Annotated in this window: 25 protein-coding genes and 2 pseudogenes; 10 read left to right on the top strand and 17 right to left on the bottom strand. The window is 61.3% G+C overall.

Annotation, left to right across the window (positions count from 1 at the left end; translation table 11 throughout):
• The first annotated feature begins 39 nt into the window (after nucleotides 1–39).
• Nucleotides 40–300, top strand: a complete 261-nt coding sequence (locus tag ACP6KB_RS13655; RefSeq protein ID WP_442107249.1) for a DUF1652 domain-containing protein — start codon at nucleotides 40–42, stop codon at nucleotides 298–300.
• Here the strand turns inward: ACP6KB_RS13655 and ACP6KB_RS13650 are convergent.
• The 12 genes from ACP6KB_RS13650 to ACP6KB_RS13595 form a co-directional block, all read right to left on the bottom strand.
• Nucleotides 297–572, bottom strand: a complete 276-nt coding sequence (locus ACP6KB_RS13650; protein WP_038611202.1) for a peptidylprolyl isomerase — start codon at nucleotides 570–572, stop codon at nucleotides 297–299. The two genes, ACP6KB_RS13655 and ACP6KB_RS13650, sit on opposite strands and share 4 nt — an antisense overlap.
• A gap of 35 nt (nucleotides 573–607) precedes the next feature.
• A complete protein-coding gene (locus ACP6KB_RS13645; RefSeq protein ID WP_442107247.1) occupies nucleotides 608–2,569 on the bottom strand; it encodes an acetoacetate--CoA ligase in 1,962 nt (653 codons plus the stop codon).
• 105 nt (nucleotides 2,570–2,674) lie between these two features.
• Nucleotides 2,675–3,154, bottom strand: coding sequence for a serine protease inhibitor ecotin (gene eco, locus ACP6KB_RS13640; protein WP_442107245.1), 480 nt, complete (start codon nucleotides 3,152–3,154; stop codon nucleotides 2,675–2,677).
• Nucleotides 3,155–3,209: 55 nt separating this feature from the next.
• Complete coding sequence (gene hbdH, locus ACP6KB_RS13635; RefSeq protein WP_442107243.1) at nucleotides 3,210–3,980, bottom strand: 3-hydroxybutyrate dehydrogenase; 771 nt, start codon at nucleotides 3,978–3,980, stop codon at nucleotides 3,210–3,212.
• A 10-nt stretch (nucleotides 3,981–3,990) separates the two neighbouring features.
• On the bottom strand, nucleotides 3,991–5,382 hold the full coding sequence (locus ACP6KB_RS13630; RefSeq protein WP_442114235.1) for a GntP family permease: 1,392 nt from the start codon (nucleotides 5,380–5,382) through the stop codon (nucleotides 3,991–3,993).
• 221 nt (nucleotides 5,383–5,603) lie between these two features.
• Entirely contained in the window at nucleotides 5,604–6,995 is a 1,392-nt protein-coding gene (locus ACP6KB_RS13625; RefSeq protein ID WP_442114234.1) for a sigma-54 interaction domain-containing protein, read from the bottom strand.
• 30 nt (nucleotides 6,996–7,025) lie between these two features.
• Entirely contained in the window at nucleotides 7,026–8,048 is a 1,023-nt protein-coding gene (locus tag ACP6KB_RS13620) for an ABC transporter permease (RefSeq protein WP_442114233.1), read from the bottom strand.
• Nucleotides 8,048–9,106: a microcin C ABC transporter permease YejB gene (locus ACP6KB_RS13615; protein ID WP_442114232.1), complete on the bottom strand. Its 1,059-nt coding sequence runs from the start codon at nucleotides 9,104–9,106 to the stop codon at nucleotides 8,048–8,050. Before ACP6KB_RS13615 ends, ACP6KB_RS13620 begins: the two co-directional genes overlap by 1 nt.
• Entirely contained in the window at nucleotides 9,103–10,971 is a 1,869-nt protein-coding gene (locus tag ACP6KB_RS13610) for an extracellular solute-binding protein (RefSeq protein WP_442114231.1), read from the bottom strand. The genes ACP6KB_RS13615 and ACP6KB_RS13610 overlap by 4 nt, the downstream gene beginning before the upstream one ends.
• A gap of 9 nt (nucleotides 10,972–10,980) precedes the next feature.
• Nucleotides 10,981–11,262: a peptidylprolyl isomerase gene (locus tag ACP6KB_RS13605; RefSeq protein ID WP_133212906.1), complete on the bottom strand. Its 282-nt coding sequence runs from the start codon at nucleotides 11,260–11,262 to the stop codon at nucleotides 10,981–10,983.
• 82 nt (nucleotides 11,263–11,344) lie between these two features.
• Nucleotides 11,345–12,412: a 3-deoxy-7-phosphoheptulonate synthase gene (locus ACP6KB_RS13600; RefSeq protein WP_442114230.1), complete on the bottom strand. Its 1,068-nt coding sequence runs from the start codon at nucleotides 12,410–12,412 to the stop codon at nucleotides 11,345–11,347.
• A 553-nt stretch (nucleotides 12,413–12,965) separates the two neighbouring features.
• Nucleotides 12,966–13,631 carry a response regulator gene (locus ACP6KB_RS13595; RefSeq protein WP_442114229.1) on the bottom strand — a complete coding sequence of 222 codons (666 nt, stop codon included), beginning with the start codon at nucleotides 13,629–13,631 and terminating at the stop codon, nucleotides 12,966–12,968.
• 178 nt (nucleotides 13,632–13,809) lie between these two features.
• Between ACP6KB_RS13595 and ACP6KB_RS13590 the strand changes: the two genes are divergently transcribed.
• Complete coding sequence (locus tag ACP6KB_RS13590; RefSeq protein ID WP_442114228.1) at nucleotides 13,810–14,451, top strand: response regulator; 642 nt, start codon at nucleotides 13,810–13,812, stop codon at nucleotides 14,449–14,451.
• Nucleotides 14,452–14,610: 159 nt separating this feature from the next.
• On the opposite strand, the gene ACP6KB_RS13585 is transcribed toward ACP6KB_RS13590, so the two are convergent.
• Nucleotides 14,611–15,249, bottom strand: a complete 639-nt coding sequence (locus ACP6KB_RS13585) for a pentapeptide repeat-containing protein (RefSeq protein WP_442114227.1) — start codon at nucleotides 15,247–15,249, stop codon at nucleotides 14,611–14,613.
• An 83-nt stretch (nucleotides 15,250–15,332) separates the two neighbouring features.
• The gene (gene exaA, locus ACP6KB_RS13580) at nucleotides 15,333–17,144 is read right to left on the bottom strand and encodes a quinoprotein ethanol dehydrogenase (RefSeq protein WP_442114304.1); all 1,812 of its coding nucleotides are present in this window, start codon (nucleotides 17,142–17,144) and stop codon (nucleotides 15,333–15,335) included.
• A gap of 319 nt (nucleotides 17,145–17,463) precedes the next feature.
• Here exaA and pedF point away from each other — a divergent pair, with 319 nt between their 5' ends.
• Entirely contained in the window at nucleotides 17,464–17,901 is a 438-nt protein-coding gene (pedF, locus tag ACP6KB_RS13575) for a cytochrome c-550 PedF (protein ID WP_442114226.1), read from the top strand.
• A gap of 70 nt (nucleotides 17,902–17,971) precedes the next feature.
• Here pedF and ACP6KB_RS13570 read toward each other — a convergent pair.
• The 3 genes and pseudogenes from ACP6KB_RS13570 to ACP6KB_RS13560 all read right to left on the bottom strand — a co-directional run.
• Nucleotides 17,972–18,094 (bottom strand): annotated as a pseudogene (locus ACP6KB_RS13570) (acyl-CoA dehydrogenase family protein); the annotation flags it as partial.
• Between the two features lie 32 nt (nucleotides 18,095–18,126).
• Nucleotides 18,127–21,156: a Tn3 family transposase gene (locus ACP6KB_RS13565; RefSeq protein ID WP_065761565.1), complete on the bottom strand. Its 3,030-nt coding sequence runs from the start codon at nucleotides 21,154–21,156 to the stop codon at nucleotides 18,127–18,129.
• Nucleotides 21,140–21,742, bottom strand: a complete 603-nt coding sequence (locus ACP6KB_RS13560) for a recombinase family protein (protein WP_010465829.1) — start codon at nucleotides 21,740–21,742, stop codon at nucleotides 21,140–21,142. The genes ACP6KB_RS13565 and ACP6KB_RS13560 overlap by 17 nt, the downstream gene beginning before the upstream one ends.
• A 191-nt stretch (nucleotides 21,743–21,933) precedes the next feature.
• Between ACP6KB_RS13560 and ACP6KB_RS13555 the strand changes: the two genes are divergently transcribed.
• The 7 genes and pseudogenes from ACP6KB_RS13555 (at nucleotide 21,934) to ACP6KB_RS13525 (ending at nucleotide 26,499) form a co-directional block, all read left to right on the top strand.
• Nucleotides 21,934–22,311 carry a type II toxin-antitoxin system RelE/ParE family toxin gene (locus ACP6KB_RS13555; protein ID WP_003151133.1) on the top strand — a complete coding sequence of 126 codons (378 nt, stop codon included), beginning with the start codon at nucleotides 21,934–21,936 and terminating at the stop codon, nucleotides 22,309–22,311.
• Nucleotides 22,292–22,627 (top strand): helix-turn-helix domain-containing protein, encoded by a 336-nt coding sequence (locus ACP6KB_RS13550; protein WP_001172026.1) that lies wholly within the window; start codon nucleotides 22,292–22,294, stop codon nucleotides 22,625–22,627. The genes ACP6KB_RS13555 and ACP6KB_RS13550 overlap by 20 nt, the downstream gene beginning before the upstream one ends.
• 14 nt (nucleotides 22,628–22,641) lie before the next feature.
• Nucleotides 22,642–22,977 carry a hypothetical protein gene (locus ACP6KB_RS13545; RefSeq protein ID WP_000741275.1) on the top strand — a complete coding sequence of 112 codons (336 nt, stop codon included), beginning with the start codon at nucleotides 22,642–22,644 and terminating at the stop codon, nucleotides 22,975–22,977.
• Between the two features lie 23 nt (nucleotides 22,978–23,000).
• The gene (locus ACP6KB_RS13540) at nucleotides 23,001–23,327 is read left to right on the top strand and encodes a hypothetical protein (RefSeq protein ID WP_000091614.1); all 327 of its coding nucleotides are present in this window, start codon (nucleotides 23,001–23,003) and stop codon (nucleotides 23,325–23,327) included.
• Nucleotides 23,324–23,695 (top strand): hypothetical protein, encoded by a 372-nt coding sequence (locus tag ACP6KB_RS13535; RefSeq protein WP_023103794.1) that lies wholly within the window; start codon nucleotides 23,324–23,326, stop codon nucleotides 23,693–23,695. The genes ACP6KB_RS13540 and ACP6KB_RS13535 overlap by 4 nt, the downstream gene beginning before the upstream one ends.
• Nucleotides 23,696–23,720: 25 nt before the next feature.
• Nucleotides 23,721–24,122, top strand: a pseudogene (locus ACP6KB_RS13530) (WD40/YVTN/BNR-like repeat-containing protein); the annotation flags it as partial.
• Nucleotides 24,109–26,499: an efflux RND transporter permease subunit gene (locus ACP6KB_RS13525; protein ID WP_442114225.1), complete on the top strand. Its 2,391-nt coding sequence runs from the start codon at nucleotides 24,109–24,111 to the stop codon at nucleotides 26,497–26,499. The pseudogene ACP6KB_RS13530 and the gene ACP6KB_RS13525, both read left to right, overlap by 14 nt.
• Nucleotides 26,500–26,522: the final 23 nt, after the last annotated feature.

Genomic DNA, 26,522 nt, shown 5'->3' with positions numbered 1-26,522 from the left:
AAGGAACCGTTGCCCGCCACCTGCCAAGGAGATGTACCGATGCTCTCGACCCTGGAGTTGCGCAACATTATAGAAAGCAGTTTTTTGCCGACCCGCTGCCAGTGCACCCTGGCATCTGACCGTTCATTGACGGTCAAGGTGTTTGACCGCAGCTGTGAGCGGGTCGATTTGTTGGTAACCGGTATCTGCGCCGATGAGTTGACTAGTAGCAGGGCGATTTCCAACTTGATTGTCGGCTTGCGCAATGATCTGGCCGATCAGCGCCAGCAGCGTGCCGGGCGGCGCAGCGACAGCCTTTAATCGCGGTAGAACACCTGCACCAGGTGATAGCCAAACTTGCTCTTGATCGGACCGTGCACAACCCGCAGCGGTTTTTTGAAGATGACCTGGTCGATGGCGCCCACCATCTGCCCCGGACGCACTTCGCCCAGGTCACCGCCGCGTTTGCCGGACGGGCAGGTCGAGTACTTTTTGGCCAGCACATCGAACGCTTCGCCCTTGGCGATACGTTGCTTGAGCTGTTCGGCTTCTTCAGCGGTCTTGACCAGAATGTGCCGGGCCTGTGCTTTCATTTAAAGGTACCTTCGTAAAGCGCTAAAACCGCGCATTATGCCTGATCGCGCAGCTCCGGGCGGTCACGAAATTGCTCAAGGGCTTGCGGGTTGGCCAGCGCGTCGGTGTTTTTCACCGGCTCGCCATGCACCACATTGCGTATCGCCAGCTCGACGATCTTGCCACTGATGGTCCGCGGGATGTCGCTGACTGCGGCAATCACCGCTGGCACGTGGCGTGGGCTGGTGTTGCTGCGGATAACCTGACGAATCCGCGCCTGCAGTGCCTCATCCAGGACCAGGCCATCGCGCAGGCGCACGAACAACACCACGCGCACATCGTTCTGCCAGCGCTGACCAATGGCGACGCTCTCCAGCACCTCGTCGATCTTTTCCACCTGGCGATAGATTTCCGCAGTGCCGATACGCACACCGCCGGGGTTGAGCACCGCATCCGAACGGCCGTGAATCAACATACCGCCTTCAGCGGTTTGCTCGGCATAGTCACCTTGCGCCCAGACGCCCGGGAACTGGCTGAAATAGGCGGCATGGAAGCGTTCGGCCTGAGGGTCGTTCCAGAATCCCAGGGGCATGGCCGGAAAGTGCCGGGTACAGACCAGCTCGCCTTTTTCTCCGATCAGTGCATGGCCGCTGTCGTCCCAGACCGCCACCGCCATGCCCAGGCTCTTGCACTGGATCTGCCCGCGCCGAACGGGCAGTACCGGATTACCGATCACGAAGCAGGAGCAAATATCGGTACCCCCCGACATCGACGCCAGGCACAGGTCTGACTTGAACTCGCGGTATACGTAGTCGTAGCTCTCGGGTGACAAGGGCGAGCCGGTGGACAGCAGCAGCTTGAGCGAGTCGAGGCGATGACTCAGGCGGGGCTGGATGTGCGCCTGTTCCAGCGCGGCGAGGTATTTGGCGCTGGTACCAAAGGCGGTGATCCGTTCGCTGTCGATCAGGTCGAGCAAACGCTCGGGCCCTGGATGGAAGGGTGAGCCGTCGTACAGCACCAGCGTGGCGCCGACCGCCAGCCCGCTGGCCAGCCAGTTCCACATCATCCAGCCGCAGGTGGTGTAGTAGAGCAACACATCATCTGCGCCCAGATCATTGTGCAGGCCGTGTTCTTTCACATGCTGCAGCAACACCCCACCGGCACTGTGGACGATGCACTTGGGCACGCCGGTAGTGCCGCTGGAATACAGAATGTACAGCGGGTGGTCGAACGGCAGCGCGGTGAACTGCGGCTCGCCGCCGGGCTGATAGAAATCGTCCCACAGGCTGACACGGGCGCTGCAGTGAAATTCATCCGCGCGGCTGTGCGCACGGCTGTAAGGCACCACCAGCAGTTGCTCGAGGCTGGGCAGTTGGGCTAGCACCTCATTGATCTTGTCGAGCTGATCGATGTACTTGCCTGCGTATTGATAGCCGCCGCACACCAACAGCAGCTTGGGCTCGATCTGGCCAAAGCGGTCGATAATGCCGTGGGTGCCGAATTCAGGTGAGGAGCACGACCAGATTGCACCCAGGCTGGTGCAGGCAAGCATGGCCACCAGGGTCTGCCAGGTGTTGGGCATGACCGCGGCGACGCGATCGCCGACGCCAATACCGGCGGCCTGGAAACTACGCTGCAAGCCGGCGACCTGTGCGGCCAGTTCGGCGTGACTGATGACCCTGCGTTCACCGTCCTCACGCAGCGAAACCAAGGCCGCTTGGCTATCGCGACGCTTGAGCAGGTGTTCGGCGAAGTTCAACGTAGCGCCGCTGAACCAACGCGCATCGGGCATCTGTGGCCCTTCGTCGAGGACCTCGGTGGCGGGTTGGTGCCAGTGCACCTGGAAAAAATCGGCAAGGGTTTGCCAGAACGCGGCGCGCTGCTCGATGCTCCAGCGGTGCAGTTGCGGATAATCAGCCAACGCCAGCCCGTGCTTGCGATTGACCTCGCGGCGAAAGGCCTCCATGTGGCTGGCCTGAATGCGCGCCTTGCTCGGGCGCCACAGCACTTCGTTCATGCACATCCCCTGTAGGCGCGGGCTTGTTGTAGGAGCGGGCTTGCCCCGCGATAGCGATCTGTCAGGCCCAATATATCGCGGGGCAACCCCGGGCCAACCGTGGTTTCATTCCACTGTAGCGTGCTTCACTTCTGGCGAAGCCGACCAGATGCGGTAACGCACCTCAACGCCTTCCGGCACATAGACCACCACCGGCAGTTTGCTGTTGTAACGCAGCAGGAAGCCATCACCTACCACGGGGACAAAGGCTTGCTGCTGGGTGTTGTTCGGGCAGGCCATCAGGGTCGAGGCCGGGCCCACGACCTTTTCCAGGCGGTAGTAGTTGTAACCCCAACCTTGCAGGGTTTTCTCTTCGAGCGTGCCACCCAGGCGCTGGCGGTTGCAGTCGACTTGCAGTTGCTTACCCGCCAGCACTTCCAGCTTGAAAGCCGACTCATCCGCTTGCGCAGGCAAGTGAATGACCTGGCGGGTAAAGCCTTTTTCAGCCTCGGGATACGGCGCGACATCCTTGAGGCTGGCAGCCTGCACCGAAGTAGCAAGCGCCAGGCTCAGGGTGAACAACGCGGTGAAAGGGGTAGGGCGCATAAGGCCTCCTTGCAGGTAAAAAAGACGATGCCGCAGCCAGATCCCGGGCCGCCCGTCATTGGGCCAGCCAGCCGCCATCGATGTTCCAGGCAGCGCCACGTACCTGACTGCCAGCTTCGCTACAGAGGAACAATACCAGCTCACCCAGGTGTTCGGGAGTGACGAAGGCCAATGAAGGCTGCTTTTCCGCGAGCAGGTCGTGCTGTGCCTGTTGTGCATCAATGCCGGTGGCCGCGCGGTCATCGATCTGTTTTTGCACCAGCGGTGTCAGCACCCAGCCCGGGCAAATGGCGTTGCAGGTGATGTTGCTGGTGGCCGTCTCAAGGCCCACCACCTTGGTCAGCCCGACCACGCCATGCTTGGCCGCCACATACGCGGCTTTGCCGGTGGAGCCGACCTGGCCGTGCACCGAAGCGATGTTGATGATCCGCCCCCAATTGCGCTGACGCATGCCGGGCAGTACCAGGCGTGTGCCATGGAACACGGCGGACAGGTTGACCGCAATGATCGCGTCCCAGCGCTCTACGGGGAACGCTTCGACCGCCGCCACATGCTGGATGCCAGCATTGTTGACCAGAATATCGACACCGCCGAACTCGCGTTCGGCATAGGCGAACAGGTCTTCGATCTGGGCCACGTCGCCCAGGTCAGCCGGGTGGTGGCCGACCCGCGTACCGTGGCGGGCCACCTCGGCAATTGCCGCGCTGGCATCGCCAAAGCCGTTGAGGATCAGGTTGGCGCCGGCACGCGCCAGGACGTGGGCGATACCCAGGCCGATGCCGCTGGTGGAGCCGGTGACCACTGCTGTTTTGCCGTTGAGTTGCATAGCGTGCTCCTTAGACGATACCGGTCGCGTAGAAGGTGGCGATTACCACAAACACCGCCAGGGTCTTGATCAGGGTAATGCCGAAAATGTCTTTGTAGGCTTCGCGGTGGGTCAGGCCCGTGACCGCCAGCAGGGTGATGACCGCGCCGTTGTGCGGCAGGGTGTCCATGCCACCGCTGGCCATGGCGGCGACGCGGTGCAGCACTTCAAGGGGAATGTTGGCGGCATTGGCAGCGGCGATGAAACTGTCGGACATTGCTGCCAGGGCAATACTCATGCCTCCCGATGCGGAGCCGGTGATACCGGCGAGCAGCGTCACGGTAATCGCTTCGTTGACCAGCGGGTTGGGGATAGCGCGCAGGGCATCAGCCAACACCAGAAAGCCCGGCAGGGAGGCGATCACCGCACCAAAGCCGTATTCGGAAGCGGTGTTCATCGCCGCCAGCAGCGCGCCGCTGACGGCGCTTTTGCTGCCCTCGGCCAGGCGGCTCTTGATCGCGCCAAAGCCAGCCACCAGCACCAGCAGGATACCCAGCAGCAGGGCGGCCTCGACGGCCCAGATTGCGGTCAGTTTGGCGATGTCGGTCTGTACCGGTGCGCTCATGCCGGGCAGGCTGAGGCTGTGGGTTTTGCCATACCAGGCCGGAATCCAGTGGGTGAACAGCAGGTTCATCACCCCCACCAGCAACAGCGGCGACAGCGCCAGTAATGGGTTGGGCAGCTTGAGATCGGCCGCAGTTTCCGGCTCGTTGCGCAGGTCGGTGCCGTAACCTTCACCGGCGCGCAGGGCCTTGTTGCGCTGGCGTTGCAGGTACAGCATGCCGGCGCAGAACACGAACAGCGTGCCGATCAGTCCCAGCCACGGCGCGGCCCAGGCGGTGGTGTTGAAGAAGGTACTGGGGATGATGTTCTGGATCTGTGGGGTGCCGGGCAGGGCATCCATGGTGAAGGAAAACGCCCCCAGGGCGATGGTCGCCGGAATCAGGCGTTTGGGGATGTTGCTCTGGCGGAACATCTCGGCGGCAAATGGATACACCGCAAACACCACCACGAACAACGACACGCCGCCGTAGGTGAGCAGCGCACACACCAGGACGATCACCAGCATGGCCTGGCGGGTGCCGAGCAAGCGAATTGCTGCCGCGACGATCGAGCGGGAGAACCCGGACAGCTCGATCAGTTTGCCGAACACGGCACCGAGCAGGAACACCGGGAAATACAGTTTGATGAAACCGACCATTTTTTCCATGAACACGCCGGTAAAGGCCGGGGCCACAGCGGAAGGGTCGGTGAGCAGTACCGCGCCGAGGGCGGCAATCGGGGCGAAGAGGATAACGCTGTAACCACGGTAGGCAGCCAGCATCAGCAGCGCGAGGGCTGCCAGGGCGATGATCACACTCATCGAGTGTCTCCTTGGTGAATCTTGTTTTTGTTGGGTTGCAGGAGATAGCGAGAACCGTGCCAGATCGTTAAGTCATTGAAATATATGAGTATTTATAGGAATTTATAATTGATTGTCTCTGATGTGAGACGGTTGGTCGCGGGGCAAGCCCGCTCCTACAGGGCCTTGTAGGAGCGGGCTTGCCCCGCGATAGCAATCTCAAATAAGAAACAGAAGTCTCGCTATTGAGACGAAAGCCCCAGCGCCACCAGTTTCTTGTACAGGGTAGACCGCCCCAACCCCAGCTGCCGCGCGGCCTCCGGTACGTTGCCGGCACAACGCGCCAGGGTATTACTCAACAATTGCCGCTCAAACTCGGCACATGCCTGCTTGTAGCTCAGCTGTGGTACTTGCGCTTGCACGGGCGCCAGGTTGCCCAGGGCGGCATGCAGGTCTTTGGCCGACAAACGCGGCTGATCAGCTAACAAGGTGGCGCGCTCCAGCACATTGCGCAGTTCACGGATATTGCCCGGCCAGGCATGCCGGGCAAGCAGCGCCTGGGCGTCGTCATCCAGCTCATGGCGGCTACCCAGCTCTTCGAGGATCGTTTCACTCAGCGCTGGCAGGTCGTCAAGGCGCTCGCGCAGCGGCGGCACCTGAATCGGCAGCACATTCAAGCGGTAATACAGGTCAGCACGAAACTCGCCCCGGACCATGGCGGCGCTGAGGTCGGTGGACGTTGCGGCGATGATCCGCACGTCGCTGCGCATCATCTGGTTGGAGCCGACCGGCTCGTATTCCTTCTCCTGCAGCACGCGCAGCAACTTGCTTTGCAGCGGTAGCGGCATGTCGCCGATTTCATCGAGGAACAGGGTGCCGCCTTCAGCCAACTGCAGCTTGCCCGTGCGCCCTTTGCGATCGGCGCCGGTGTAGGCCCCGGGCGCTGTGCCGAAGAACTCGGCTTCCAGCAACGTCTCCGGAATGGCCGCACTGTTGATGCTGACAAACGCCTTGTGCGCGCGGGAAGAGGCGGCATGGATGGCATGCGCCAGCAGTTCTTTGCCGGTGCCGGTTTCACCGAGCAGCAACACCGCCGAATCACTGCTGGCCCCACGCCGGGCCCGGCGTTTGACTTCGAGGCTGGCGGCGCTGGTACCGATGAATTGAGCAAAGCTGTACTTGGCCTGACGGGCCTTGAGCAGCGAGCGAGTGGAGGCCAGTTCCTGCTGCATGCTGGCGTAGCGTTTGAGCAGCGGTGACAGGCTGCGCAGTTCATCGAACAGGGCAAATCCGATCGCGCCGATCAGCGCGCCGTCAGCGTCATGCACCGGCAGGCGCATGACCACCAAGGGTTCCTTCGGGGTGTCGAGCATGTCGAGCAGAATCGGTCGGCCGTTGTTCACCACCTCACGCATGAGGCTGCCGGGAATCACGCTTTCGCAGGGCTGGCCAATCACGCTGGTGGCATCTTCAAGGCCAAAGCGCCGCGCGTAGCGTTCGTTCATCCAGACGATGCGCGCATCGCGGTCGACAATCAGCGTGCCTTCACTGGACTGCTCGATGATTTCGAACAACGACCGAATCGCCAGTTGGCGCACCTGCTGGTAATCCTTGAGGCTGTCACTGGCAGGCATGCGCCGCTCCCTGAAGATCAAAAGGGGCGATTATGCCCGTGGATCGAAGGCTTCGCGCAAGGCATCGCCAATGAACACCAGCAGCGACAGAATCAAGGCCAGGGCAAAAAACGCGGTAAAGCCCAGCCACGGGGCTTGCAGGTTCTGCTTACCCTGGTTGACCAGCTCACCGAGCGAGGCGCTACCGGCGGGCATGCCGAAGCCGAGAAAGTCCAGGGCGGTGAGGGTGGTGATGGCCCCGGTGAGAATGAATGGCAGGTAAGTGAAGGTGGCATTCATGGCATTGGGCAGGATGTGCCGCAGAATCACGCCGCTGTCCTGCAGGCCCAGTGCCCGCGCGGCCTGTACGTACTCAAGGTTGCGTCCGCGCAAGAACTCGGCGCGGACCACATCCACCAGTGCCAGCCAGGAAAACAGCGCCATGATCCCCAGCAACCACCAGAAGTTGGGTTCGACAAAACCGCTGAGGATGATCAGCAGGTAGAGCACCGGCAAGCCCGACCACACCTCCAGCAGGCGTTGCCCGATCAGGTCGACCCAACCGCCGTGGTAGCCCTGCAAGGCGCCAGCGGCGATACCGATCACGGTGCTGATCAGCGTCAGTGCCAGGGCGAACAGGATCGACACCCGGGTGCCGTACAGCACTCGCGCCAGCACGTCGCGCGCCTGATCGTCGGTGCCCAGCCAGTTGACCGCTGACGGCGGGCTGGGCGTGGGTTGCTGCAAGTCGTAGTTGGGCGTATCGGCGCTGAACGGGATGGGCGCGAACAGCATCCAGCCGTTCTGTTCCTTGATCAGTTGCTGCACATACTGGCTGCGGTAGTCCGGCTGGAACGGCAGTTGGCCGCCGAAGGTCTGTTCGGTGTAGCGCTTGAACGCCGGGAAGTACAGCTGCCCTTTGTAGCCCATCAGTAATGGCTTGTCGTTGGCCACCAGTTCAGCGCCCATGCTCAGGATCAACAGGGCGATGAACAACCACAGGGAAATCCAGCCACGGCGGTTGCGGCGAAAGGCGTGCAGGCGCCGACGTGAAATGGGCGAGAGGCTGAACATCAGTGGGCCCTCGTGGCAAAGTCGATGCGCGGATCGACCAGGGTGTAGCACAGGTCACCGATCAAACGGATCAACAGGCCGAACAGGGTGAAGATGAACAGTGAACCGAATACCACCGGGTAGTCCCGCGATACCGCGGCTTCGTAGCTCATGCGCCCCAGGCCATCGAGGGAGAAGATCACCTCGATCAACAGCGATCCGGCAAAGAACACGCTGATCAGCGCTTGGGGAATGCCGGCCACCACCAGCAGAATCGCGTTGCGAAACACATGGCCGTACAGCACGCGACGCTCGCTCAAGCCTTTGGCGCGGGCGGTAATCACGTACTGACGGGTGATTTCGTTGAGGAACGCGTTTTTGGTCAGCAAGGTCAGGGTCGCGAAGCCGCCGATCACCAGAGCGCCGACCGGCAGCACCAGGTGCCAGAAGTAGTCGGCCAGCTTGCCCAGCAGGCTCAATTGATCGAAGTTTTCCGAAACCAGGCCACGCACGGGGAACCAGTTCAACGATGTGCCCCCGGCAAACACTACAATCAACAGCAAGGCAAACAGAAACGAGGGCAGGGCATAGCCGATCACGATCAGGCTGCTGCTCCAGGCATCGAACGCCGAGCCGTGGCGCACGGCCTTGCGGATGCCCAGCGGAATCGACACCAGGTAGGTAATCAAGGTGGCCCAGAAGCCCAGCGACAGGGTCACCGGCATTTTTTCCAGAATCAGGTCAGTGACCTTGGCGCCTCGGAAGAAACTGTTGCCGAAATCCAGGCGCGCGTATTGGTTCAGCATCAGCCATAGGCGTTCCGGTGCCGACTTGTCGAAACCGTACTGACGCTTGATGTCTTCGATCAGCTTGGGGTCCAGGCCACGGCTGGCCCTGGAACTGCTGTGCACAGTTTCCACGCTGGCGCCCGGCGCGCCGCCACCAATGCCTTGCAAGCGCGCGATGGCCTGTTCCACTGGTCCGCCCGGTGCGGACTGAACGATGACGAAGTTGACCAGCAGAATGATCAGCAAGGTCGGGATGATCAGCAGCAAGCGGCGCAGGATGTAAGCCGTCATCGCGGCTCCTTGAGGCGCTCGGCCATCTGCACATTGGTCAGCGCCGTGGGGCTGACTTCCCACCAGCTGTCCAGACCTTCGTCGTTACTCGGCTGCACCTTCGGCAGGCCGAAGCGGTTCCACCACACGGTCGAGCTGCCGGGGGGGTAATAGTTGGGAATCCAGTAGTAGTTCCAGCTCAGCACCCGATCCAGGGCATGGGCATGGCGCAGCATGTCGGCCTTGGTCTCGGCTTTGACCAGGCCGTCGAGCAGGCGGTCTACCGCCGGGTCCTGCAGCACCATGTAGTTGTTCGAGCCCGGGTCGCTGGCCGCCGCCGAGCCAAAGAAGTTGTACAGCTCAAGCCCCGGCGATGGCGTTACCGGGTAGCCGGTGACAATCAGGTCATAGTCGCGGGCCATCAGGCGATTGACGTACTGCGAGGCATCGATGCGGCGGATCTCCAGGGTGATGCCAATCTGCGCCAGGGTACGTTTCCAGGGCAGTAGCAAGCGCTCGAATCCGGCCTGGCCGTTCAAGAAGGTGAACTGCAGCGGCTCGCCCTGGGCATTGACCAGCTGATCGCCTTGCGGCTTCCAGCCGGCAGCCTCGAGCAGCGCCAAGGCCTGCAATTGCTTGTCGCGAATCAGCCCCGAGCCGTCGGTGCGCGGTGCTTCGAACACCTGGCTGAACACCTCATCGGGCACCAGGCCGCGCAACGGTTCAAGCAGCTTGAGCTCTTGTGCATCCGGCAAGGCGCGGGCGGCCAGGGCACTGTTGGCGAAGAAGCTCTGCTGGCGGATGTACAGGTTGCGCATCATCTGCCGGTTGCTCCACTCGAAGTCCCACAGCAGGGCCAGGGCCTGGCGTACCCGACGGTCTTTGAACACCGGGCGCTGCAGGTTGAAGACAAAACCCTGGGCGGTTTGCGGAGCGTCCTTGGCCAGTTGCGCGCGTTGCAGGCGGCCGTCGTCGAGCGCCGGGCTGTTGTAACCGATCGAATAGCCGGTGGCGGAAAACTCGCGGTTGTAATCAAAGCCGCCACCGCGCAGTACCTGACGCGCCACCTCGGTATCGCCGAAGTACTCGATGCGCAACTGATCGAAGTTGTAGCGCCCACGGCTGACCGGCAAATCACGCCCCCACCACTGCGGGTTGCGTTCAAAGGTGATGCTGCGGCCGTTATCGATCCGCCCGACACGGTAGGGGCCGCTGCCCAAGGGCGCCTCGAAACCACCACCGCTGGCAAAGTCGCGGTCTTTCCACCAGTGCTCAGGCAACACCGGCAGGGTGGCCAGGTCCAGCGGCAGTGTACGGTTCTGGTTGCTCTTGAACAGAAAACGCACCTGGCGCGGGCCTTCGATTTCTACTTTGTCGACCTCGGCGAACTGCGTCCGGTATTTCAGGCTTCCCTGATGCATCAGCAGATCAAAGGTGTAGCGCACATCTTCGGCGCGAATCGGCTGGCCATCGGCAAAGCGTGCGAGGGGATCAAGGTAGAAACGCAGCCAGTGCCCGTCGGGGTCGCGCTCAAGGCGCTGGGCTACCAGCCCATACACGGTGTAGGGCTCATCCTGGGCGCGTATCGCTAATGGCGCATACAACCAGCCATCGACCTCGGCAACACCGATGCCTTTATCGATGTAGGGCAGCACATGGTCGAACTGACCGATCTCGATGGCCGAGCGGCGCAGACTGCCGCCTTTGGGCGCGTCAGGGTTAACGTATTCGAAGTGTTGAAAGTTGGCGGGGTAACGCGGTGCTTCACCATAGACGGTGAGGGCATGCCCGGGCGCCGCCATCAGCAGGCCCGGGCAGGTCAGCAGCAAGCATGCCAATAGCAGGCCGGGTAAGGTTACCCGGCGCGCCACGGCAACAGGCCGCATCGGCAGGACTCAGTCCTGACGGCTGGTCACTTCCAGCAGGTGGTAGCCGAACTGGGTTTTGACCGGGCCTTGCACCACGTTGAGCGGGGCGCTGAATACCACGGTGTCAAACTCCTTGACCATTTGGCCCGGGCCGAACGAACCCAGATCGCCACCCTGACGGCTGGACGGGCAGGTGGAGTTGGCCTTGGCAACTTCGGCGAAATCAGCGCCGCCTTCGATCTGAGCTTTGAGTTCGTTGCACTTCTCTTCGCTGCTGACGAGGATGTGGCGGGCAGTGGCTTTTGCCATGGGAAAGTCTCCTGGTGAATGAACGGCAAGCCTAGCGCAAATGTCACTGCAATGCTTCTGCTTCTTGGCGTCTAACTGGAGTCTACCGAGCCAGTGCTTCACTGGCCTGCAGCAGCATCTGTTGCGTCGATGCCCAACCCAGGCAGCCGTCGGTAATCGACACGCCGTACTTCAGCGGCGCTTTACCCAGTGCCTGGCAGCCATCGAACAGATGACCTTCGAGCATCATGCCGACAATCGACTGATCCCCGGCCAGGCGTTGGCGCAGGACCTCGGCGAATACTTCAGGCTGGCGCAGCGGGTCTTTGCCGCTGTTGGCATGACTGCAATCGACCATGATCCGTGCAGCCAGCCCGGCCTTGGCCAGGCCCTGACGCGCTTGGGCGATGCTCGCGGCGTCGTAGTTCGGGCCTTGATGGCCGCCGCGTAGCACCAGGTGGGTGTCGGGGTTGCCCAAGGTTTCGATAATCGCCGGGTGGCCCTGCGCATCGATGCCGAAATGGCGGTGCGCATGGGCAGCACTGCGGATCGCGTCGCAGGCAATGGCAACGCCGCCGTCGGTGCCGTTCTTGAAACCGACCGGCAGGCCCAGGCCGCTGACCATCTCGCGGTGGATCTGCGATTCGGTGGTGCGTGCACCAATCGCCGCCCAGCTGAGCAGATCGTCGAAGTAGCCAGCGGCCATCGGCTGCAGCAGCTCGGTGGCAATCGGCAAGCCGCGCTCCAGCATACCCAGCATCAGCCCACGGGACAGGGCGATACCGGCGTGCATGTCGTCACTGCCATCGAGGTGCGGATCGTAGGCCAGGCCTTTCCAGCCGACGGTGGTGCGTGGTTTTTCCACGTAGGCACGCATGACCAACAGCAGTTGGTCGCTGACGTCGTCACTGAGGGCTTTGAGGCGGTCGGCGTATTCAAGGGCCGATTTCGGATCGTGTATCGAGCATGGGCCGACGATTACCAGCAGGCGCTGATCACGGCCTTCAAGGATGGCGCGTACAGCCTGGCGATGCTGTTCGACCTGATGGCCAAGGGCGCAGCTCAAGGGCATCTGTTGCTTGAGCAGGTGGGCGCTGGGCAGACGTTGGCTGACAGCAGTATTGGCGGCTTGCGGTTGGGTCAGGGGCAGAGCGAGCGAAGACGTTTGCATGGCGATTATGTTCCCTGGGCGGACGGCGGGTTCTGACCCGCGCGGTCGGCCCTATCGAAGTGTTCGACAAAGATCCGGATTTGCATTGTGTGTAGTTGTGCCACCTGTGCTGGACCGGTCGGAGGCGGCAAACTGGCCCGAACGGGATTGGCTAAATCGCCAGGCGGTAAAGCTTGGGTAACGGTAATAAGTGGCGTAGTTCATGGAGTAATCCTCGTTATCTGTTCGGTTGTCCGGGGGCCTGAAATGCAAAACCCCCGGTCGGGGGGCCGACCGGGGGTTGAGTATTCTCGTGTTCGGCGGCCCCTTGAAAGTGGGCGCCGGTGTGGGTATCAGCGGCGCCTGTGGCTAAACCAATACCCAAAATAAAATGCAGCTGGAGCGATTGTCGCGCACTCGGCCACAGCCAGCAGGGGACGCGATGGGCGACCTGCGTGTTGTGCGTGAGTGAGGGTGGATGGCGACATGGGACTCTCCAAGTGATGGTCCTGAGCTTACTGCAGGCACAGGCACGGTTTCAATGGCTAATTTGCATAACGGCGATTACTGCCGACTATCGTCGCAGGTAAGCGGAGAAATCGATGTCGCCTGCGCTAAGGATCGCCTGCACACGGTTGTGCACATTGAGCTTGCGCAGAATCGCCGAGACATGCGCTTTGACGGTGGTCTCGGCGATGTCCAGGTTGTAGGCGATCTGTTTGTTCGATTCGCCCTTGCTCATGCGCTGCAGCACCAGCAACTGCTTGCGGGTCAGCGCCTGTAGCAGTTCCGGGGCGAACGGGGTGTGTTCGCTGTGGCTGCGGCGGCTGTTGGCGCTTTGTGTGCGGATGATGTCGGGTGGCAGGTACACGTTGCCATTGAGGATCTGTTCGATGGCGTCGGTCATTTGCGAACGCGGCGACGACTTGGTGATGAAACCCACCGCGCCATAGGTAATGGCTTGCAGGACGATCTGTTTGTCCTGTTCGGCCGAGACAATCACCACCGGTACCGTCGGTGCACTGTTGCGCAGGTTGATCAGGCCACCCAGACCGTGCATGCCCGGCATGTTCAGGTCGAGCAGGATCAGGTCGAGGTCGTCATGCTCGGCAGTCAAGGCCAGGGCGCCGTCAAGATCGGCGGTTTCCATCACCTCACTGCCTGGAAAACCATCGCTGATCACACTGTGGATGGCTTCGCGAAACAACGGGTGGTCGTCGGCGATCAGAATCTTGTACATGGCTTTGCACCTTATTGTTGTGGTTGTTGCTGCACCCTTGCATTACAGGCCAGCTATAGCGCTTTGGAAATGCGACCATCGACAACGCAAACAGTACCAAAGTAGTAGGCCGGGGGGCAGGGGGGCGATTTAGCATGGATGCAACTTGCCAGGGCAGAGCCACGAAGGAGGGGCCGGGATGGCCATTTTACTGGTCGACGACCACCCGATGCTGCGTTTGGGGCTGGCCCGACTGCTGTCCCAGACGTTCGAGGGGCTGGCGATCATTGAGGCTGGCAGCGGTGAAGCGGCGCTGCTGAAGGTGGCCGAGCAGTTGCCGGGGCTGGTGATCATCGACTTTGACCTGCCGGGCATCAGTGGCCTGGAAACCACCCGGCGCTTGCGTCAGCGTCTGCCGCAACTGCGGGTGCTATTTTTCAGTGAGCACACGGAGCTGGGGTTGGTGCGCCAGGCTCTGGATGCCGGTGCTTGCGGTTATCTGTCCAAGGCCGCTGAACCTGAGGTGGTGCTTGAGGCAGTACGCCGGGTGTTGTGCGGGCAGGCTTACATCGAGCAGCCGCTGGCCACCGCGCTGGCGGTGCAGGCGTACGGCGGGCAAGCCGCGCATGCCTGTTTGCAGGACCTGACCGCGCGTGAAGTCGAAATCTTCCTGATGTTGGCCAAAGGCAGCTCGAATCGTTTGATTGCCCAGCAGCTGTGTTTGAGCAACAAGACCGTGTCCAATTACCTCACCATCCTCAAGAGCAAGCTGCAGGTCAGCTCTCAGGCCGAAATGGTTCACCTGGCCATCGAGGCTGGCCTGTTGCGCGTCGCGGCTTGATTCCGGCTGTTCACGGGTTGTCGGCTTATCTGTTTGATGAGGTGGCTGGGTCGTCCCTAACGGTGGGAGCGGGCTTGCCCCGCGATCTGGCGCGATACCGCAAATCGCGGGTCAAGCCCGCTCCCACTGGGACAAGCCCTACAGTCTGAATGAATAACCTTAGTTCCAGCTGTCGGGACAGCCCTGACAGCCTTCCATATTGCTGTCTTGAAAGTTGGCGTAGTGCTGGCGGCTGCCGCGCAGGTCGGCACGCTCAAGATTGCTTTCACCCAGCTTGGCCTCTTGCAGGTTGGCGTCAGCCAGGTTGGCGCCTTTGAGGTCGGCCTTGCTCAGCCAGGTCATTTCCAGGTCGGCGGCCTGCAGGTTGCTGTGGTGCAGCCGGGCGCCGGAAAGGCGGGCAAACTCCAGGTAAGCGGCGCTGAGGTTGGCGTTGTCGAAGATGGCGCCTTGGGCGAACAGCCCCCAGCCTTGTACCGCGATCAGGGTGGCGTCTTGCAGGTTGGCCAGGCGCAGGTTGCTTTGTTGCAGGCTGGCGCGGGTGAGGTTGGCGCCTTGCAGGTTGGCCTTCTCTAGGTTGGCCAGGTCCAGGCGCGTGTGGCGCAGGTTGGCGCCACGCAGATCGGCACCGGCCAGATTAATCTTGCGCAGGTCCTGGTTGCTCAGGTCAGCACCACGCAGGTCGGCGTTGGCGCATTGGCTTTCCGGGGCGAGGACGCAGCCATTGAGGATCGGTGCCTCGTCATCGCTGGCGAAGGCGGGGGAGAGGGTGAAGGCCAGTAGTAGCGGTAGGTAGTTCATGTGCGGCTCCTTGGTGGGGCGCTTTCGCGGAGCAAGCCCGCTCCCACTGGCTTCGGTGGGAGCGGGCTTGCCCCGCGAGGGTTTCAACGCTGCGCGGTCTTGCTATCCCAGGCCGGGATCTTGAACACCCAGAAAGAACCACCCTGTGCCACCGGCTTGGTCAGTTCTGCCATGTCGCCTCCCCACAGCGGCACTGCACCGCCATAGCCAACGGTCACACCGATGTACTGCTCACCGTCCTGCTCCCAGGTAATCGGCGGCGAGACAATGCCGCTGCCGGTCTGGAATTTCCACAGTTCTTCGCCGGTCTTGGCATTGAAGGCCTTGAAGTAGCCATCGCCGGTGCCGGTGAACACCAGGTTGCCTTTGGTTGCCAGTACCCCGGCCCACAGTGGCAGGCGTTCTTTGTGTTCCCAGACCATTTTCCCGGTGGTGGGGTCCATGGCTCGCAGCGAGCCGACGTGGTCTTCATACATGCGCTTGATACGGAAGCCCATGCCCAGGTACGCCGAACCTTTCTTGTAGTTCACTTCCTCAGTCCAGTATTCCTCTTTCCACTGGTTCGACGGCACATAGAACAGTCCGGTGTCCTGGCTGTAGGCCATCGGGTTCCAGTTCTTGCCACCAAGGAACGGTGGCGAAACTTCGACCGGCTTGCCTTTGGTCTGCCCCGGTTCAGGCTTGGCCGGACGCTGCCCCGGGTTTTCTACCGGGCGCCCGGTGTCCAGGTCGATGTGGCTGGCCCAGGTGATGTTGTCGGCGAATGGGAAGGCGTTTTTCAATTTGCCGTTGGTGCGGTCGACCACGTAGAAGAAGCCGTTGCGGTCGGCATGGGCGGTGGCTTTGTATTGCTTGCCGTCTTTGCCTTTGTAGTCGAACAGCACCAACTCGTTGTTGCCGGAGAAGTCCCAGGCATCGTTTGGGGTGTGCTGGTAGAACCACTTCACTTCGCCAGTGCTCGGGTCAACGCCGACCTGACCTGAGGTGTAAAGGCTGTCGTAGTCGTGGGGATTGCCGTCTTTGGAGGTGCGCGCCCAGGTGTTCCAGGGGCCGGGGTTGCCTGCGCCAACGATGATGGTGTTGGTTTCGGCATCGAAGCTGGCGCTCTGCCAAGGCGCGCCACCGCCATGGCTCCAGGCTTCGACCTTGCCGGTTTCGGTGCTCGGATCATCCGGCCAGGACGGTGCTTTGACATCGCCCGTCGGGGTGCTGTCCTTGCCGTTCAAACGCCCCATGTGGCCTTCAACGAAGGGCCGCATCCAGACTTCCTCGCCGGTATCCGGATCACGGGCGAACAGTTGCCCGACAACGCCGAACTCATCGCCGGAACTGCCGTGAATCAGCAGCACCTTGCCGCTCTTCTGGTCTTTGACCAGGGTCGGGGCGCCGGTCATGGTGTAGCCGGCACTGTGGTCACCGAACTTTTTCTTCCACACCACTTTGCCGGTGTCTTTGTTCAGGGCGATGACCTGAGCGTCAAGGGTGCCGAAGAAGATCTTGTCGCCATAAATCGCTGCGCCACGGTTGACCACGTCACAGCAGGGACGGATGTTGTCTGGCAAACGGTGGTTGTAAGTCCACAGGCGTTTGCCGCTCTTGGCGTCGAGGGCGAATACCCGCGAGTAGGAACCGGTGACATAGATGACGCCGTCGTTGACGATGGCCTGGGACTCCTGGCCGCGCTGTTTTTCATCGCCAAACGAGTACGACCAGGCCGGGGTCAGCTTGAACACGTTGCTGTCGTTGACCTGGGCCAGCGGGCTCCAGCGCTGGGCATTGGTGCCCATGCCGTACTGCAGGACGTTGCCGGTGCTCTTGTGGTCGTCAGCAATGTCCTCCCAGCTCACCGGCGTCGCACTCGCGGGCACGGCCAGGGCGAGGCCGGTGAACAGCATGATCGCCTGCACAGCGCAAGACAGTGGAGAACGTGGGTCGGGTACCGATCTTATTGTCATGGTTGGAGTTCCCAGAGAAGGTTTTGGCCTGCTTAGCCTGGAACCTTGGCCCTGAGGGTTAAACGGAAAAATTCCCGCTATTGACGGGAAAATTTCCCAAACGGCGCATGATTTGGCACTGCTCCACAAGCGTTACGACCAAGGGAGTAGAACGCGGCCCCTAAAGCAGCATGGGGCCTGTTGTTGCCTCGGCCTAGGCTGGCGGACACCCTTTCAGCAGAGAGGGGTTCGCGTGCAAACAGCAGTCGAGGGCAGAACAATGACAACAGCAAAAAACGCCTGGGCGGGCCTGATCGTGACGGGTTGCCTGATCAGCAGCGGCGCCGTGTTGGCACATGGCAACGTCACACCGACGGCGGTCAATACCGGAAACCTGGAGAAACTCGGCGAGCAGTGGCGTGCAGAAAATCCCTACCGTAACAGCAAGGACCATGACGAAGCGGTGTCGATTGGCGCCTCGGCTTACAACCAGAACTGTGCCGCCTGCCATGGTCTGGAGGCCAAGTCGGGTGGTATCGCACCGGATCTGCGCCTGTTGGATGAAGGCGCGGCGGGGGATGAATGGTTTGTCGAACGGGTGCGCAACGGGGCCGTGCGGGATGGCCGGGTGTACATGCCGAAGATGGCTGACTACCTGAGCCAGGAGGCGTTATGGGCGGTGCGCAGTTACCTTGATAGCGTGCATGTGGACGAGTAGAACAGCTTTTTCCGCGGGGCAAGCCCGCTCCTACCGGGTATGGTGGGAGCGGGCTTGCCCCGTGATGCGGCTACAACGCGTAATGCTTAAGCTCACGAGCAATCAACATCCGCTGAATTTCACTGGAGCCTTCGTAGATCTGGGTAATCCGCGCATCGCGGTAATACCGCTCTACCGGATAGTCTTCCAGATAGGGGTTGTACGCCGGAATCCCAGAAATTTCCGTCAGCCCAGCTCCAGTCCCGCCACGAGCGCATCCAGGTCGATGAACTTGCCGTCAGTCTGGAAGGTGTAATGCCCGTTCAGCAGGATGTGCCGCCAGGCCGCTGGCGACATCTGCGTGATCAACGCCAGCGCCTTGGCATTGCCAGCTGCCTCGTACTTCGTCAGCAGCAGGGACAGGATCGCCGAGTTGTAGAAGATGATCGCGTTGCCGATCAGCCTGGCGCACTGGTTGCTGATCTCGATTTCGATGTCGGTGCGGCCGGTCAATTCCTTCTTCCCACCGACTTGGGCGATGGTCGAGCGTAGCTGGTGATAGGACTCAATGCGGTTCTGCGAGCGGTGAACATTACGCTCCAGTTGCGGGTCGCGCAGGTAGCGCAGTGTGTAGATACTGCGGATGAGCTTGTCGAACTCGAAGATTGCGCGCCGCGTCGGGTTCGGCGCCGTATAGGTGCACAGCTTGCGGATCAGCGTGCCCTGCGTCATTTCCTTCAGGCCCAGTGTGGCGACGATTCGGTCGATGTTCGCCTTCTCACCGACGATGAGTTGCCGGTCGATCTGGCCAGCCGGCCGGATCAGGCATTTCTCGTACAATGCCAGATCATCGGCGCAATACAGCTCCTGCAACTGGTCGTCGAGGTCGGTGAAGCGCGGCTCGAAACGAAGTCCGAACCAGTGCAGGATGGCGAAGTTGGCCTTGTTGATGCTGTGCATGTCGCCGGTGATCGCGCTCGGCACGATGTCCGACGTGTTGCGGTACCAGATGTCGAACACGTGGTGAGCCTCGTACTCGTGTGCGCCTATCAGGTAGCCGTTCAACGGCACGTGATTGCACAGCAGCGTGTAGGCGACGACGCCCTTGCCGCGGCCGAAATATTTGCGCGAGTAGCGCGCCTTCACAGTTGGTCGCTCGACGCCGAATTTCTGCCCATCAACGGCACCGTACAACGAATCGAGGTCGAACGAGTAATGCGGGAAGATCGGCAGTGCGGCGATGGCGTTGCTGATGCAATCGTTGGCCACATGTAGCGTCGCCTGGCGCAGGTACTGCTGGTAGGTACTCTCCAGGACGTGGTACGGGATGTCGCTGGTACGTGCCATAACCTGGTTGCCGTGGTTCATGGCTTGGGCAATGATCACCGCCATCAGACTGTCGGCGTCGGCTACCTTCTTCGCATAGCGTGGCTGCAATGGTGTCAGCGCCGACAGGAACTGGCACTGACCGTTGACGAAGCGAAACACGTCGGCGACATCGCAGTATGGCAGTTGCTCGTAGAGAGCTTGCTCGCGCGCCTTCTGGTTCTCCCCCTTGGGCTTGCGCCAGGTCAGTCTCTGCGTGTCCTTGTCGTATTCCAGGTGCGTCAGCTTGCCCTGTTTCAGCTCGCGATTGAACGCCACCCATTGCGCACGCAACTCGGCCGCCAGTGCATCGAGCTGGGCACTGACCGGCTGCCGCAGGAAGGGGATGTCCATCTGCGCGAGCACGGCGGCTTTCTCGTCCATCGAAACCAACTCGTCGGACAAATGCCGGTGCTGCAAGCTGTCGTCAATGTAGAGCTCGCCCGCCTGGAAGCGTTTCCTGACCTGACGGTAAAGCCAGAATTCGTAACGATCGGCATGCAGGCCTGTCGGCGTGCCTTCGGCATCGAACATCAGCAGGTACGGACGCAAGCGTTTCGGCAGCGTTGCCGCCGGACATTCGTCGAGTGGCCGTTGTGATAGGCGCTGCTGCTTGGCGAACACGCTCTTGGCCCAAGTCAGCGCCGCGAGCCATGGGTTATCGGGGGCCGTGCCGGCGAAGTCGAGCGCGACGTACAGCGGCCGTAGATGGCGTCGAATGCGTTCGGCCAGGCCGTCCACCGCCTGCCAGTGCAGCGCCAGTTTGTTCAGTGGCTTGACGCTCATGCGCTGCGCCGTGTTTTGCAGCAATTCCCTGGACATGATTTTGTAGGCGCGTTGGCGCACCTCGCCGAACGGCGTCGGATCGGCCACGCTGTCGTCCACGTACAGCGACAGCAGGCGGCCAACCTGCGGCGTTTCCTGATGGCGTCGCAGCTGTTCGGCGACAAAGGACTGTTTCGCACCCGTGCGGCTCTCGTCCTCAAGTTTTTTCATGTGGAAGGCCATCGCGTCGACCAGGTTGTCGGTGAGCTGCCGGTAACGTACCCAGGCATAGCACAGCAGGTAGAGCCGGGTCTGCTCCGCCTTCAGGTGGCGCAGGTCATGGACGGTATAGAAGTTCGCCAGGCTCGCGTAGTACAGCAGGTTCTGCTGCGAGATGCCGAGCTTGGGCAGCAGCGCCTTGGCGATCCCGTGCAAGGACTTCAGCGTGGCGCGCTTCTCGCGCTCCCCTGCCATCTGACGCCAGCCGAAATCTTTAGCGTCCTGCTTGAGCGCTGCCAGTTGAGACAGGGTGTCGTCACGCACCAGGAGCTGGCCCAGCGCAGCTTTGGCCGATTCGTCCAACACTTCTGCCAGCAAGCCGCCCAAGCGCCTGCGTTCGGTGGACAGGGCTTCACTGACCAGCTCTTGTAAGGTGGTGTGGCCGGGCCGGATGATTTTGTGCTCGCTGAGCCAAACGATCAGTTCGGCGGCCACGAATCCTGGCATTACGTCGCGCCGCACGATCTGTTCAGCCTGCTGTGCCAGTTGCGGCAGGAAGCTAGCCGCCCACGACCGGTAGCCGAACAGTTCGGCGATCTGACCCCTCTGGCTGTAGTGCTCATGCTTGGTGATCGCCTTGCGTTCGAACGCTTCGCCGTGGAAATAGCGACTCAGCACGAAGGCGCAATCGTCCTCGACCTCATGCCAATCGAAGCGGAAGAAAGCATGCTTGGCCTTGAAGTAGCCGATCTGCAAGACGCAATAGACTTGGGCCTGCAGGCTAGGCCGGCTGCTGGCGAACGCCAGTTCAGATTCGGCCAACGCCAGGTATTCCAGCCGCTGAGCATCGTCGAAGTCCGGTAGGCCGTACAAGGCTTCCTGCTCTGCGTCAGAAAAGACGGTGAGTAGCTTATTCTTGTTGCTCATCGACCGTCCTTCCCGCACCACGCCAACCTGCTCGCGTCAATGTTTCGATCAACGTAGTGCGCTTGACATTGAAGTTGCGGCACACCGCCGCCTTAGACATGCCGCCATCGAGCGCGGCGACGATGGCGTCCAGCTTCTCACCAGTGATCGCCTGCGGCCGGCCGCCGATCCGGCCGCGTTTGCGTGCGGCGGCCAAGCCCGCGACGACGCGCTCCTGAATCAAGGCGCGCTCGTACTGCGCGAGCGCACCGAACACCTGGAACAGGAATTCGCCCGAGGGCGTCGTAGTGTCCAGGTTCTCTGTCAGCGAGCGGAACGCCACCCGCTTGTCCTTGAGCGAAGTCACAATGGCGAGCAGGTGCGACAGCGAGCGACCGAGCCGGTCGAGTTTCCACACCACCAGCACATCGCCGGCTCGAACGAACTCAAGCGCCCGCGCCAAGCCGGCACGGTCATCCTTCGCGCCAGAGGCACGATCCTCAAACAGGTGACGCGGATCGACGCCGGCGGCGAGCAGCGCGTCGCGCTGCAAGTCCGTGCTCTGGCGGTCGGAGTCCGACGACACGCGCATGTAGCCAACCAACATAGGCGGATAACCATCAAAAACAGGTTTCCGCATAATAGTGAATAGCGATAGAGTTTTCCGTACATTTTTGAGGGGGTGTTGCACAGGTAGCACAGCGGCGGCTGACAGCCTGTCGCAAAACAAATGTTTTACGACACCTCCTTGAGGTTGCCGCGTTTACATCATTACCTGAACAGGTATAAAATTCCGTCATGACAAACAAAGAAAAACCGCTCGAATGGATCGCGAGCAGCCACAAGGATTTGATGGCGTTGCCGTCCGACGTGCGTCGCCGTTTCGGTTACGCGCTCTCGTTGGCGCAGATAGGCGATCAGGATGACGCAGCAAAGGTGCTCAAGGGGTTCGGTGGTGCCGGCGTGCTGGAGGTCGTCGAAGACGATGCCGGCGGCACCTATCGAGCGGTATACACGGTCAAGTTTGCGGAAGCGGTGTTCGTCCTGCACTGCTTCCAGAAGAAGAGCAAGAGCGGAATCGCCACGCCAAAGGCCGACATGGACATCATCCGCGCTCGGCTGAAGGTGGCCGAGGTATTGGCACAGGAGCTACGAAATGCAAAAACGAATCATTGAAGGCGTCGAGGTTCAGCGCAGCTCGGGCAACGTCTTTGCCGACCTTGGACTGCCTGACGCTGAAAAGCTCAAGATCAAGACCGGCCTGGTGGTCGAGATCAGGAGGGCCATGCGCGCCCTTGGGCTGACTCAACAAGCGGCGGCCAAACGCATGGGCATCCCGCAACCGAAGGTGTCGGGCATGATGCGCGGCGACTTCACCAATCTATCCGAACGCAAGCTGATGGATTGTCTGAATCGCCTCGGCTACGACATCGAAATCAAGGTACGGCCAGCAGCCGAGCCGATCGGGCATCTAACGCTCGCAACCGCTTAATCGGAGCTCTCCTGATGGCAGCCCGCATCACCGACGACGAATGGGACGAACTGACTCCCGAGAATTTCGATACCACGGCACTGCTGCGTGCAGTCGATGCCGTGGACGTGCTGCGCGGCGATTTGAATGACAGCGCAGACGGCGCACCTCCGCAACTGCGCACCGACCTGTTGAAGCTGCATCAACTGGCAATGGCCGCGTTCAACGAGGGATCACGCAGCCGAGTGGCTGAGCTATTTGATCTCGCCGTGGATCTTCAGGATCAGGTTGATCATCTGATGACCTCGCTGGAACAAGTGCAAGAAACCCTGTCCCGGTTGACGGCGCTCTACCCAGAAAGCCTGTCCTGAATGTTCTTGGAGACAACCACATCATGAGCCGCAGCCGCCGCAAAACGCCCATCGTTGGGCACACGACCTGCCGTAGCGAGCGCGAGGACAAGAAACTCTGGCATCAGCGCTGGCGAACCCACGAGCGCACCGCGCTGGCCAGCGCGTCGCCGGAAGCTCTATGCGCCCATCTGCCTCTACTGGAAAACCAGGTCAGCAACGTCTGGTCGATGGGTAAGGATGGCCGCTCCTACTGGCCCATCAAGCGCCAGGCCGCCACGGCGGATCGCATTGCCAACCACAAGGGACGCAATCCGCAAGAGCGCGCCTCCCTGAAAAAGCGTCTGCTGCGCAAGTGGATGAGCAAATGAACCTGTCCACCATCGAGGCGCTGGCTATCGCTTGGGCGCGAATCGCTGAAGAAGCAGAACTCCCAGCCGGCTACGAGGGCACGGCGACGCCAGAGGCGCATCGGGCCTGCGAGGTGATCCAGGAGCGGATTCGAGAGCACGTCGTCGCCACCAATGACATGCGGCTGTTCGGCCTGCTGCACCTGCTTGGGCAGGCGTCGCTGCGCATGGAGCAAGCGCTGTGGCCGGAAGAATATGTGCGGATGACCCGCGAGGTCGAGGAAGCTCTCCGAGAGGCCGACGACCCCAACGCCAAGTCGTACACCCACGAAGAAGTCATGCGGGCGATGCAGGAACTCATCGACCAAGCGCGAGACAAGCCATGTTGATCGGCTGACGGAAATTTCTGGGTTTCCGGCTTACAACCCCTATAACGGCTCATTGTTTGGCGTGGTGCGCCTGAGTGCCCAGCGCTGGGTGACCTACGGCATGCGCGGCCATGTGTTTGTCAGCGACAACTTCGGCGAGCAGTGGCAGGCCATCAAGGTCGGCAACACGCAACCGCTTTATGGTCATGTGCTGCTGCCGGACAACGCCGGGGTGCTGATCGTCGGCGCTGGCAGTTCGATGGTGCGCCTGGATGGCCAGGGCCGTTTGCTCGGCACCAACCGCCTGCCGGGCCTGGGGACCTTGACCGCCGCCATTGTGCTGGGTAGCGATCAGTTGCTGGTCGCCGGTGAACGCGGCGTGTTGCAGGGAAATGCCAGCAGCGTCGCTGCACTGGGCAAAGGAGAGCAAACGCATGAAACCCGCTAAATCCTGGAGCGAACGCATGGTTGAGCGCTGCGCCGACCTGCTGTTGGCGCGCCGCAAACTGTTGTTGACGCTGTTCTTGCTGCTGACCCTGGGCCTGGGCTACAGCGCCAGCCATACCCAGCTCGACCCGGGCTTCAACAAGCAGATCCCGGTGCGCCATGAGTACATGCTCAACTTCCTTCATTTCAGTCAGTACTTCACCGGCGCCAACCGCTTTCTTGTGAGCGTTAAGTGGAAAGGCGAAGGCGACATCTATAACCCGGTGTTTCTCGAGACCTTGCGCAAAGTCACCGACGATGTGTTCTTTATCAACGGCGTTAGCCGCGCCAGTGTCACCTCGCTGTTCACCGCCAACGTGCGTTACATCGAGATCACCGAAGAGGGCTTCTTTGGCGATGTGGTGGTGCCGCCACGTTTTACCGGCAGTGCCGAGGACCTGGCCCAGGTGCGCAGCAATGCCGCAAGCTCCGGACAGGTGGGCAGGCTGGTGGCCAATGACCTGAAGTCGGCGATGGTCCGTGCAGACCTGCAGGATATCGACCCGCAAACCGGTCAAGCGGTCAGTTACGTCGAGGTCGCCAAGCGTCTGGAAGCGATCCGCGCCAAGTACAGCAACGATCAGGTCGAGGTCCACATCGTCGGCTTCGCCAAGCTGGTGGGCGATGTGGTCGAAGGGCTGATGACGGTGATCGGCTTCTTTGTTGTCGCCTTCCTGATCACTGGCGTGTTGCTGTGGTTCTATTCGCGCTCGTTGCGCCTGACCGTGGTGGCCTTGCTGGTGGCCTTGTTGCCAGTGGTCTGGCTGCTCGGCTTGTTGCCGCTGATGGGGCTGGGCATCGACCCGATGTCGATTCTGGTGCCATTCCTGATTTTCTCGATCGGTGTGTCGCATGCGGTGCAGATGACCAACGCCTGGAAACAGGAGGTGCTCGCTGGCAAGGATTCCGTGCAGGCGGCGCGCCTGGCCTTCTGCAAAATCTTTATTCCAGGCTCATTGGCGCTGCTGATGAATGCCCTGGGCTTTGCCGTGATCATGCTCATCGACATCCCGATTGTGCACGAGCTGGGGGTGACCGCTTGCATCGGTGTGATGCTGATGATCATCACCAACAAACTGATGCTGCCGATCATCATCGCTCATCTGCGCCTGGAACGCGGCGTGTTAAGCAAGGAACGCAATCAGCAGACTGGCAAGCACCCGCTGTGGTGGCGGCTGTCGGCCCTGGCTGAACCGCGTCCGGCCTTGGTGGTGTTGGTGATCAGCCTGATGCTATTGAGTGCAGCAGTGTTCAAGGCCCGGCAACTGGAAGTCGGCGACATCGGTGCCGGTGCCCCGGAGCTGCGCGCCGAATCGCGCTACAACCAGGACAACAGCAAGATTGTCAGCAGCTACTCGATCGGCCTCGATGTGCTGGCAGTGTTCGTTCAGGCCCAGGGCCTGGAAGAGGCGTGCCTGTCGCCTTCGGTGATGCGTGCGGTGGAGGCCTTCGACTTTCAGATGCGCAGCGTTACCGGTGTGCAGTCGGTGCAGTCGGTGGCTGGCTACGGTAAAACGGTGATTGCCGGCAACAACGAGGGTAACCCGCGCTGGGCGGCGATTCCGGGTTCATCGCGTGGCTTGAGTCAGGGCGCCCGTGCCTATATGCCCGAAGATGGCCTGGTGACCGATGGCTGCCAACAGATGCAGGTGCTGGTCTTCCTCACCGATCACGATGGCGCCACCGTGTCGCATGTGGTCAACGAAGCCAAACGAATCATCGACCAGGTCCAGGTGCCGGAAATCAAGTTCTTCCTCGGCGGTGGCAACGTCGGGGTGATGGCGGCGTCCAACGATGCGGTCAAACGCGCCGAGGTACTGATGCTGGTGGCGTTGTTCGGTTCGGTGCTGTTGTTCTGCTGGCTGACCTTCGGCTCGCTGCGCGCGGTGCTGTGCATCCTCGTGCCGCTGGCCATCGTCGCGGTGCTGTGCAATGCGCTGATGGCCATGCTTGGCATCGGCCTGAAGGTCGCGACGCTGCCGGTCATGGCGCTCGGCGTCGGCGTGGGGGTGGACTACGGCATCTACCTGTATGAGCGGATCCAGCACGAAATGGCCGCCGGCGCCGACCTGCGCCAGGCCTTCTACCAGGCCATGTGCCAACGTGGCACGGCGGCGGTATTTACTGCCTTGACCATGTCGATCGGGGTCTGCACCTGGGCCTTTGCACCGCTCAAGTTCCAGGCTGATATGGGGGTCTTGCTATCGTTCATGTTTCTGGTCAATGTACTTGGGGCGATTTTCCTGCTCCCGGCGTTGGCCGCCTGGTTCAACCTGGGCAAACCCCTGGTAGCCGCCAAGGCAAACCCCGTACCGCGTGCGCAAATGTTCCATCCATAACAATAACAACGGCCGCGGCCTGG

It is taken from the genome of Pseudomonas sp. NUPR-001 (assembly GCF_052147955.1).
Classification (GTDB): Bacteria; Pseudomonadota; Gammaproteobacteria; order Pseudomonadales; family Pseudomonadaceae; genus Aquipseudomonas.
Note: the sequence above shows the minus strand (reverse complement) of the source record. Positions and strands in the feature narration are given on the sequence as shown.

Bases quoted from the DNA above. Each gene is read 5' to 3' on its own strand.
- ACP6KB_RS13610 (WP_442114231.1), bottom strand. From the start codon at position 10,971: ATGCGGCCTGTTGCCGTGGCGCGCCGGGTAACCTTACCCGGCCTGCTA.
- pedF (WP_442114226.1), top strand. From the start codon at position 17,464: ATGACAACAGCAAAAAACGCCTGGGCGGGCCTGATCGTGACGGGTTGC.
- eco (WP_442107245.1), bottom strand. From the start codon at position 3,154: ATGCGCCCTACCCCTTTCACCGCGTTGTTCACCCTGAGCCTGGCGCTT.
- ACP6KB_RS13645 (WP_442107247.1), bottom strand. From the start codon at position 2,569: ATGAACGAAGTGCTGTGGCGCCCGAGCAAGGCGCGCATTCAGGCCAGC.
- ACP6KB_RS13620 (WP_442114233.1), bottom strand. From the start codon at position 8,048: ATGTTCAGCCTCTCGCCCATTTCACGTCGGCGCCTGCACGCCTTTCGC.
- ACP6KB_RS13615 (WP_442114232.1), bottom strand. From the start codon at position 9,106: ATGACGGCTTACATCCTGCGCCGCTTGCTGCTGATCATCCCGACCTTG.
- ACP6KB_RS13540 (WP_000091614.1), top strand. From the start codon at position 23,001: ATGAGCCGCAGCCGCCGCAAAACGCCCATCGTTGGGCACACGACCTGC.
- ACP6KB_RS13605 (WP_133212906.1), bottom strand. From the start codon at position 11,262: ATGGCAAAAGCCACTGCCCGCCACATCCTCGTCAGCAGCGAAGAGAAG.
- ACP6KB_RS13600 (WP_442114230.1), bottom strand. From the start codon at position 12,412: ATGCAAACGTCTTCGCTCGCTCTGCCCCTGACCCAACCGCAAGCCGCC.
- ACP6KB_RS13625 (WP_442114234.1), bottom strand. From the start codon at position 6,995: ATGCCTGCCAGTGACAGCCTCAAGGATTACCAGCAGGTGCGCCAACTG.
- hbdH (WP_442107243.1), bottom strand. From the start codon at position 3,980: ATGCAACTCAACGGCAAAACAGCAGTGGTCACCGGCTCCACCAGCGGC.
- ACP6KB_RS13655 (WP_442107249.1), top strand. From the start codon at position 40: ATGCTCTCGACCCTGGAGTTGCGCAACATTATAGAAAGCAGTTTTTTG.
- exaA (WP_442114304.1), bottom strand. From the start codon at position 17,144: ATGCTGTTCACCGGCCTCGCCCTGGCCGTGCCCGCGAGTGCGACGCCG.
- ACP6KB_RS13560 (WP_010465829.1), bottom strand. From the start codon at position 21,742: ATGTTGGTTGGCTACATGCGCGTGTCGTCGGACTCCGACCGCCAGAGC.
- ACP6KB_RS13650 (WP_038611202.1), bottom strand. From the start codon at position 572: ATGAAAGCACAGGCCCGGCACATTCTGGTCAAGACCGCTGAAGAAGCC.
- ACP6KB_RS13595 (WP_442114229.1), bottom strand. From the start codon at position 13,631: ATGTACAAGATTCTGATCGCCGACGACCACCCGTTGTTTCGCGAAGCC.
- ACP6KB_RS13525 (WP_442114225.1), top strand. From the start codon at position 24,109: ATGAAACCCGCTAAATCCTGGAGCGAACGCATGGTTGAGCGCTGCGCC.
- ACP6KB_RS13545 (WP_000741275.1), top strand. From the start codon at position 22,642: ATGGCAGCCCGCATCACCGACGACGAATGGGACGAACTGACTCCCGAG.
- ACP6KB_RS13535 (WP_023103794.1), top strand. From the start codon at position 23,324: ATGAACCTGTCCACCATCGAGGCGCTGGCTATCGCTTGGGCGCGAATC.
- ACP6KB_RS13585 (WP_442114227.1), bottom strand. From the start codon at position 15,249: ATGAACTACCTACCGCTACTACTGGCCTTCACCCTCTCCCCCGCCTTC.
- ACP6KB_RS13550 (WP_001172026.1), top strand. From the start codon at position 22,292: ATGCAAAAACGAATCATTGAAGGCGTCGAGGTTCAGCGCAGCTCGGGC.
- ACP6KB_RS13555 (WP_003151133.1), top strand. From the start codon at position 21,934: ATGACAAACAAAGAAAAACCGCTCGAATGGATCGCGAGCAGCCACAAG.
- ACP6KB_RS13565 (WP_065761565.1), bottom strand. From the start codon at position 21,156: ATGAGCAACAAGAATAAGCTACTCACCGTCTTTTCTGACGCAGAGCAG.
- ACP6KB_RS13630 (WP_442114235.1), bottom strand. From the start codon at position 5,382: ATGAGTGTGATCATCGCCCTGGCAGCCCTCGCGCTGCTGATGCTGGCT.
- ACP6KB_RS13590 (WP_442114228.1), top strand. From the start codon at position 13,810: ATGGCCATTTTACTGGTCGACGACCACCCGATGCTGCGTTTGGGGCTG.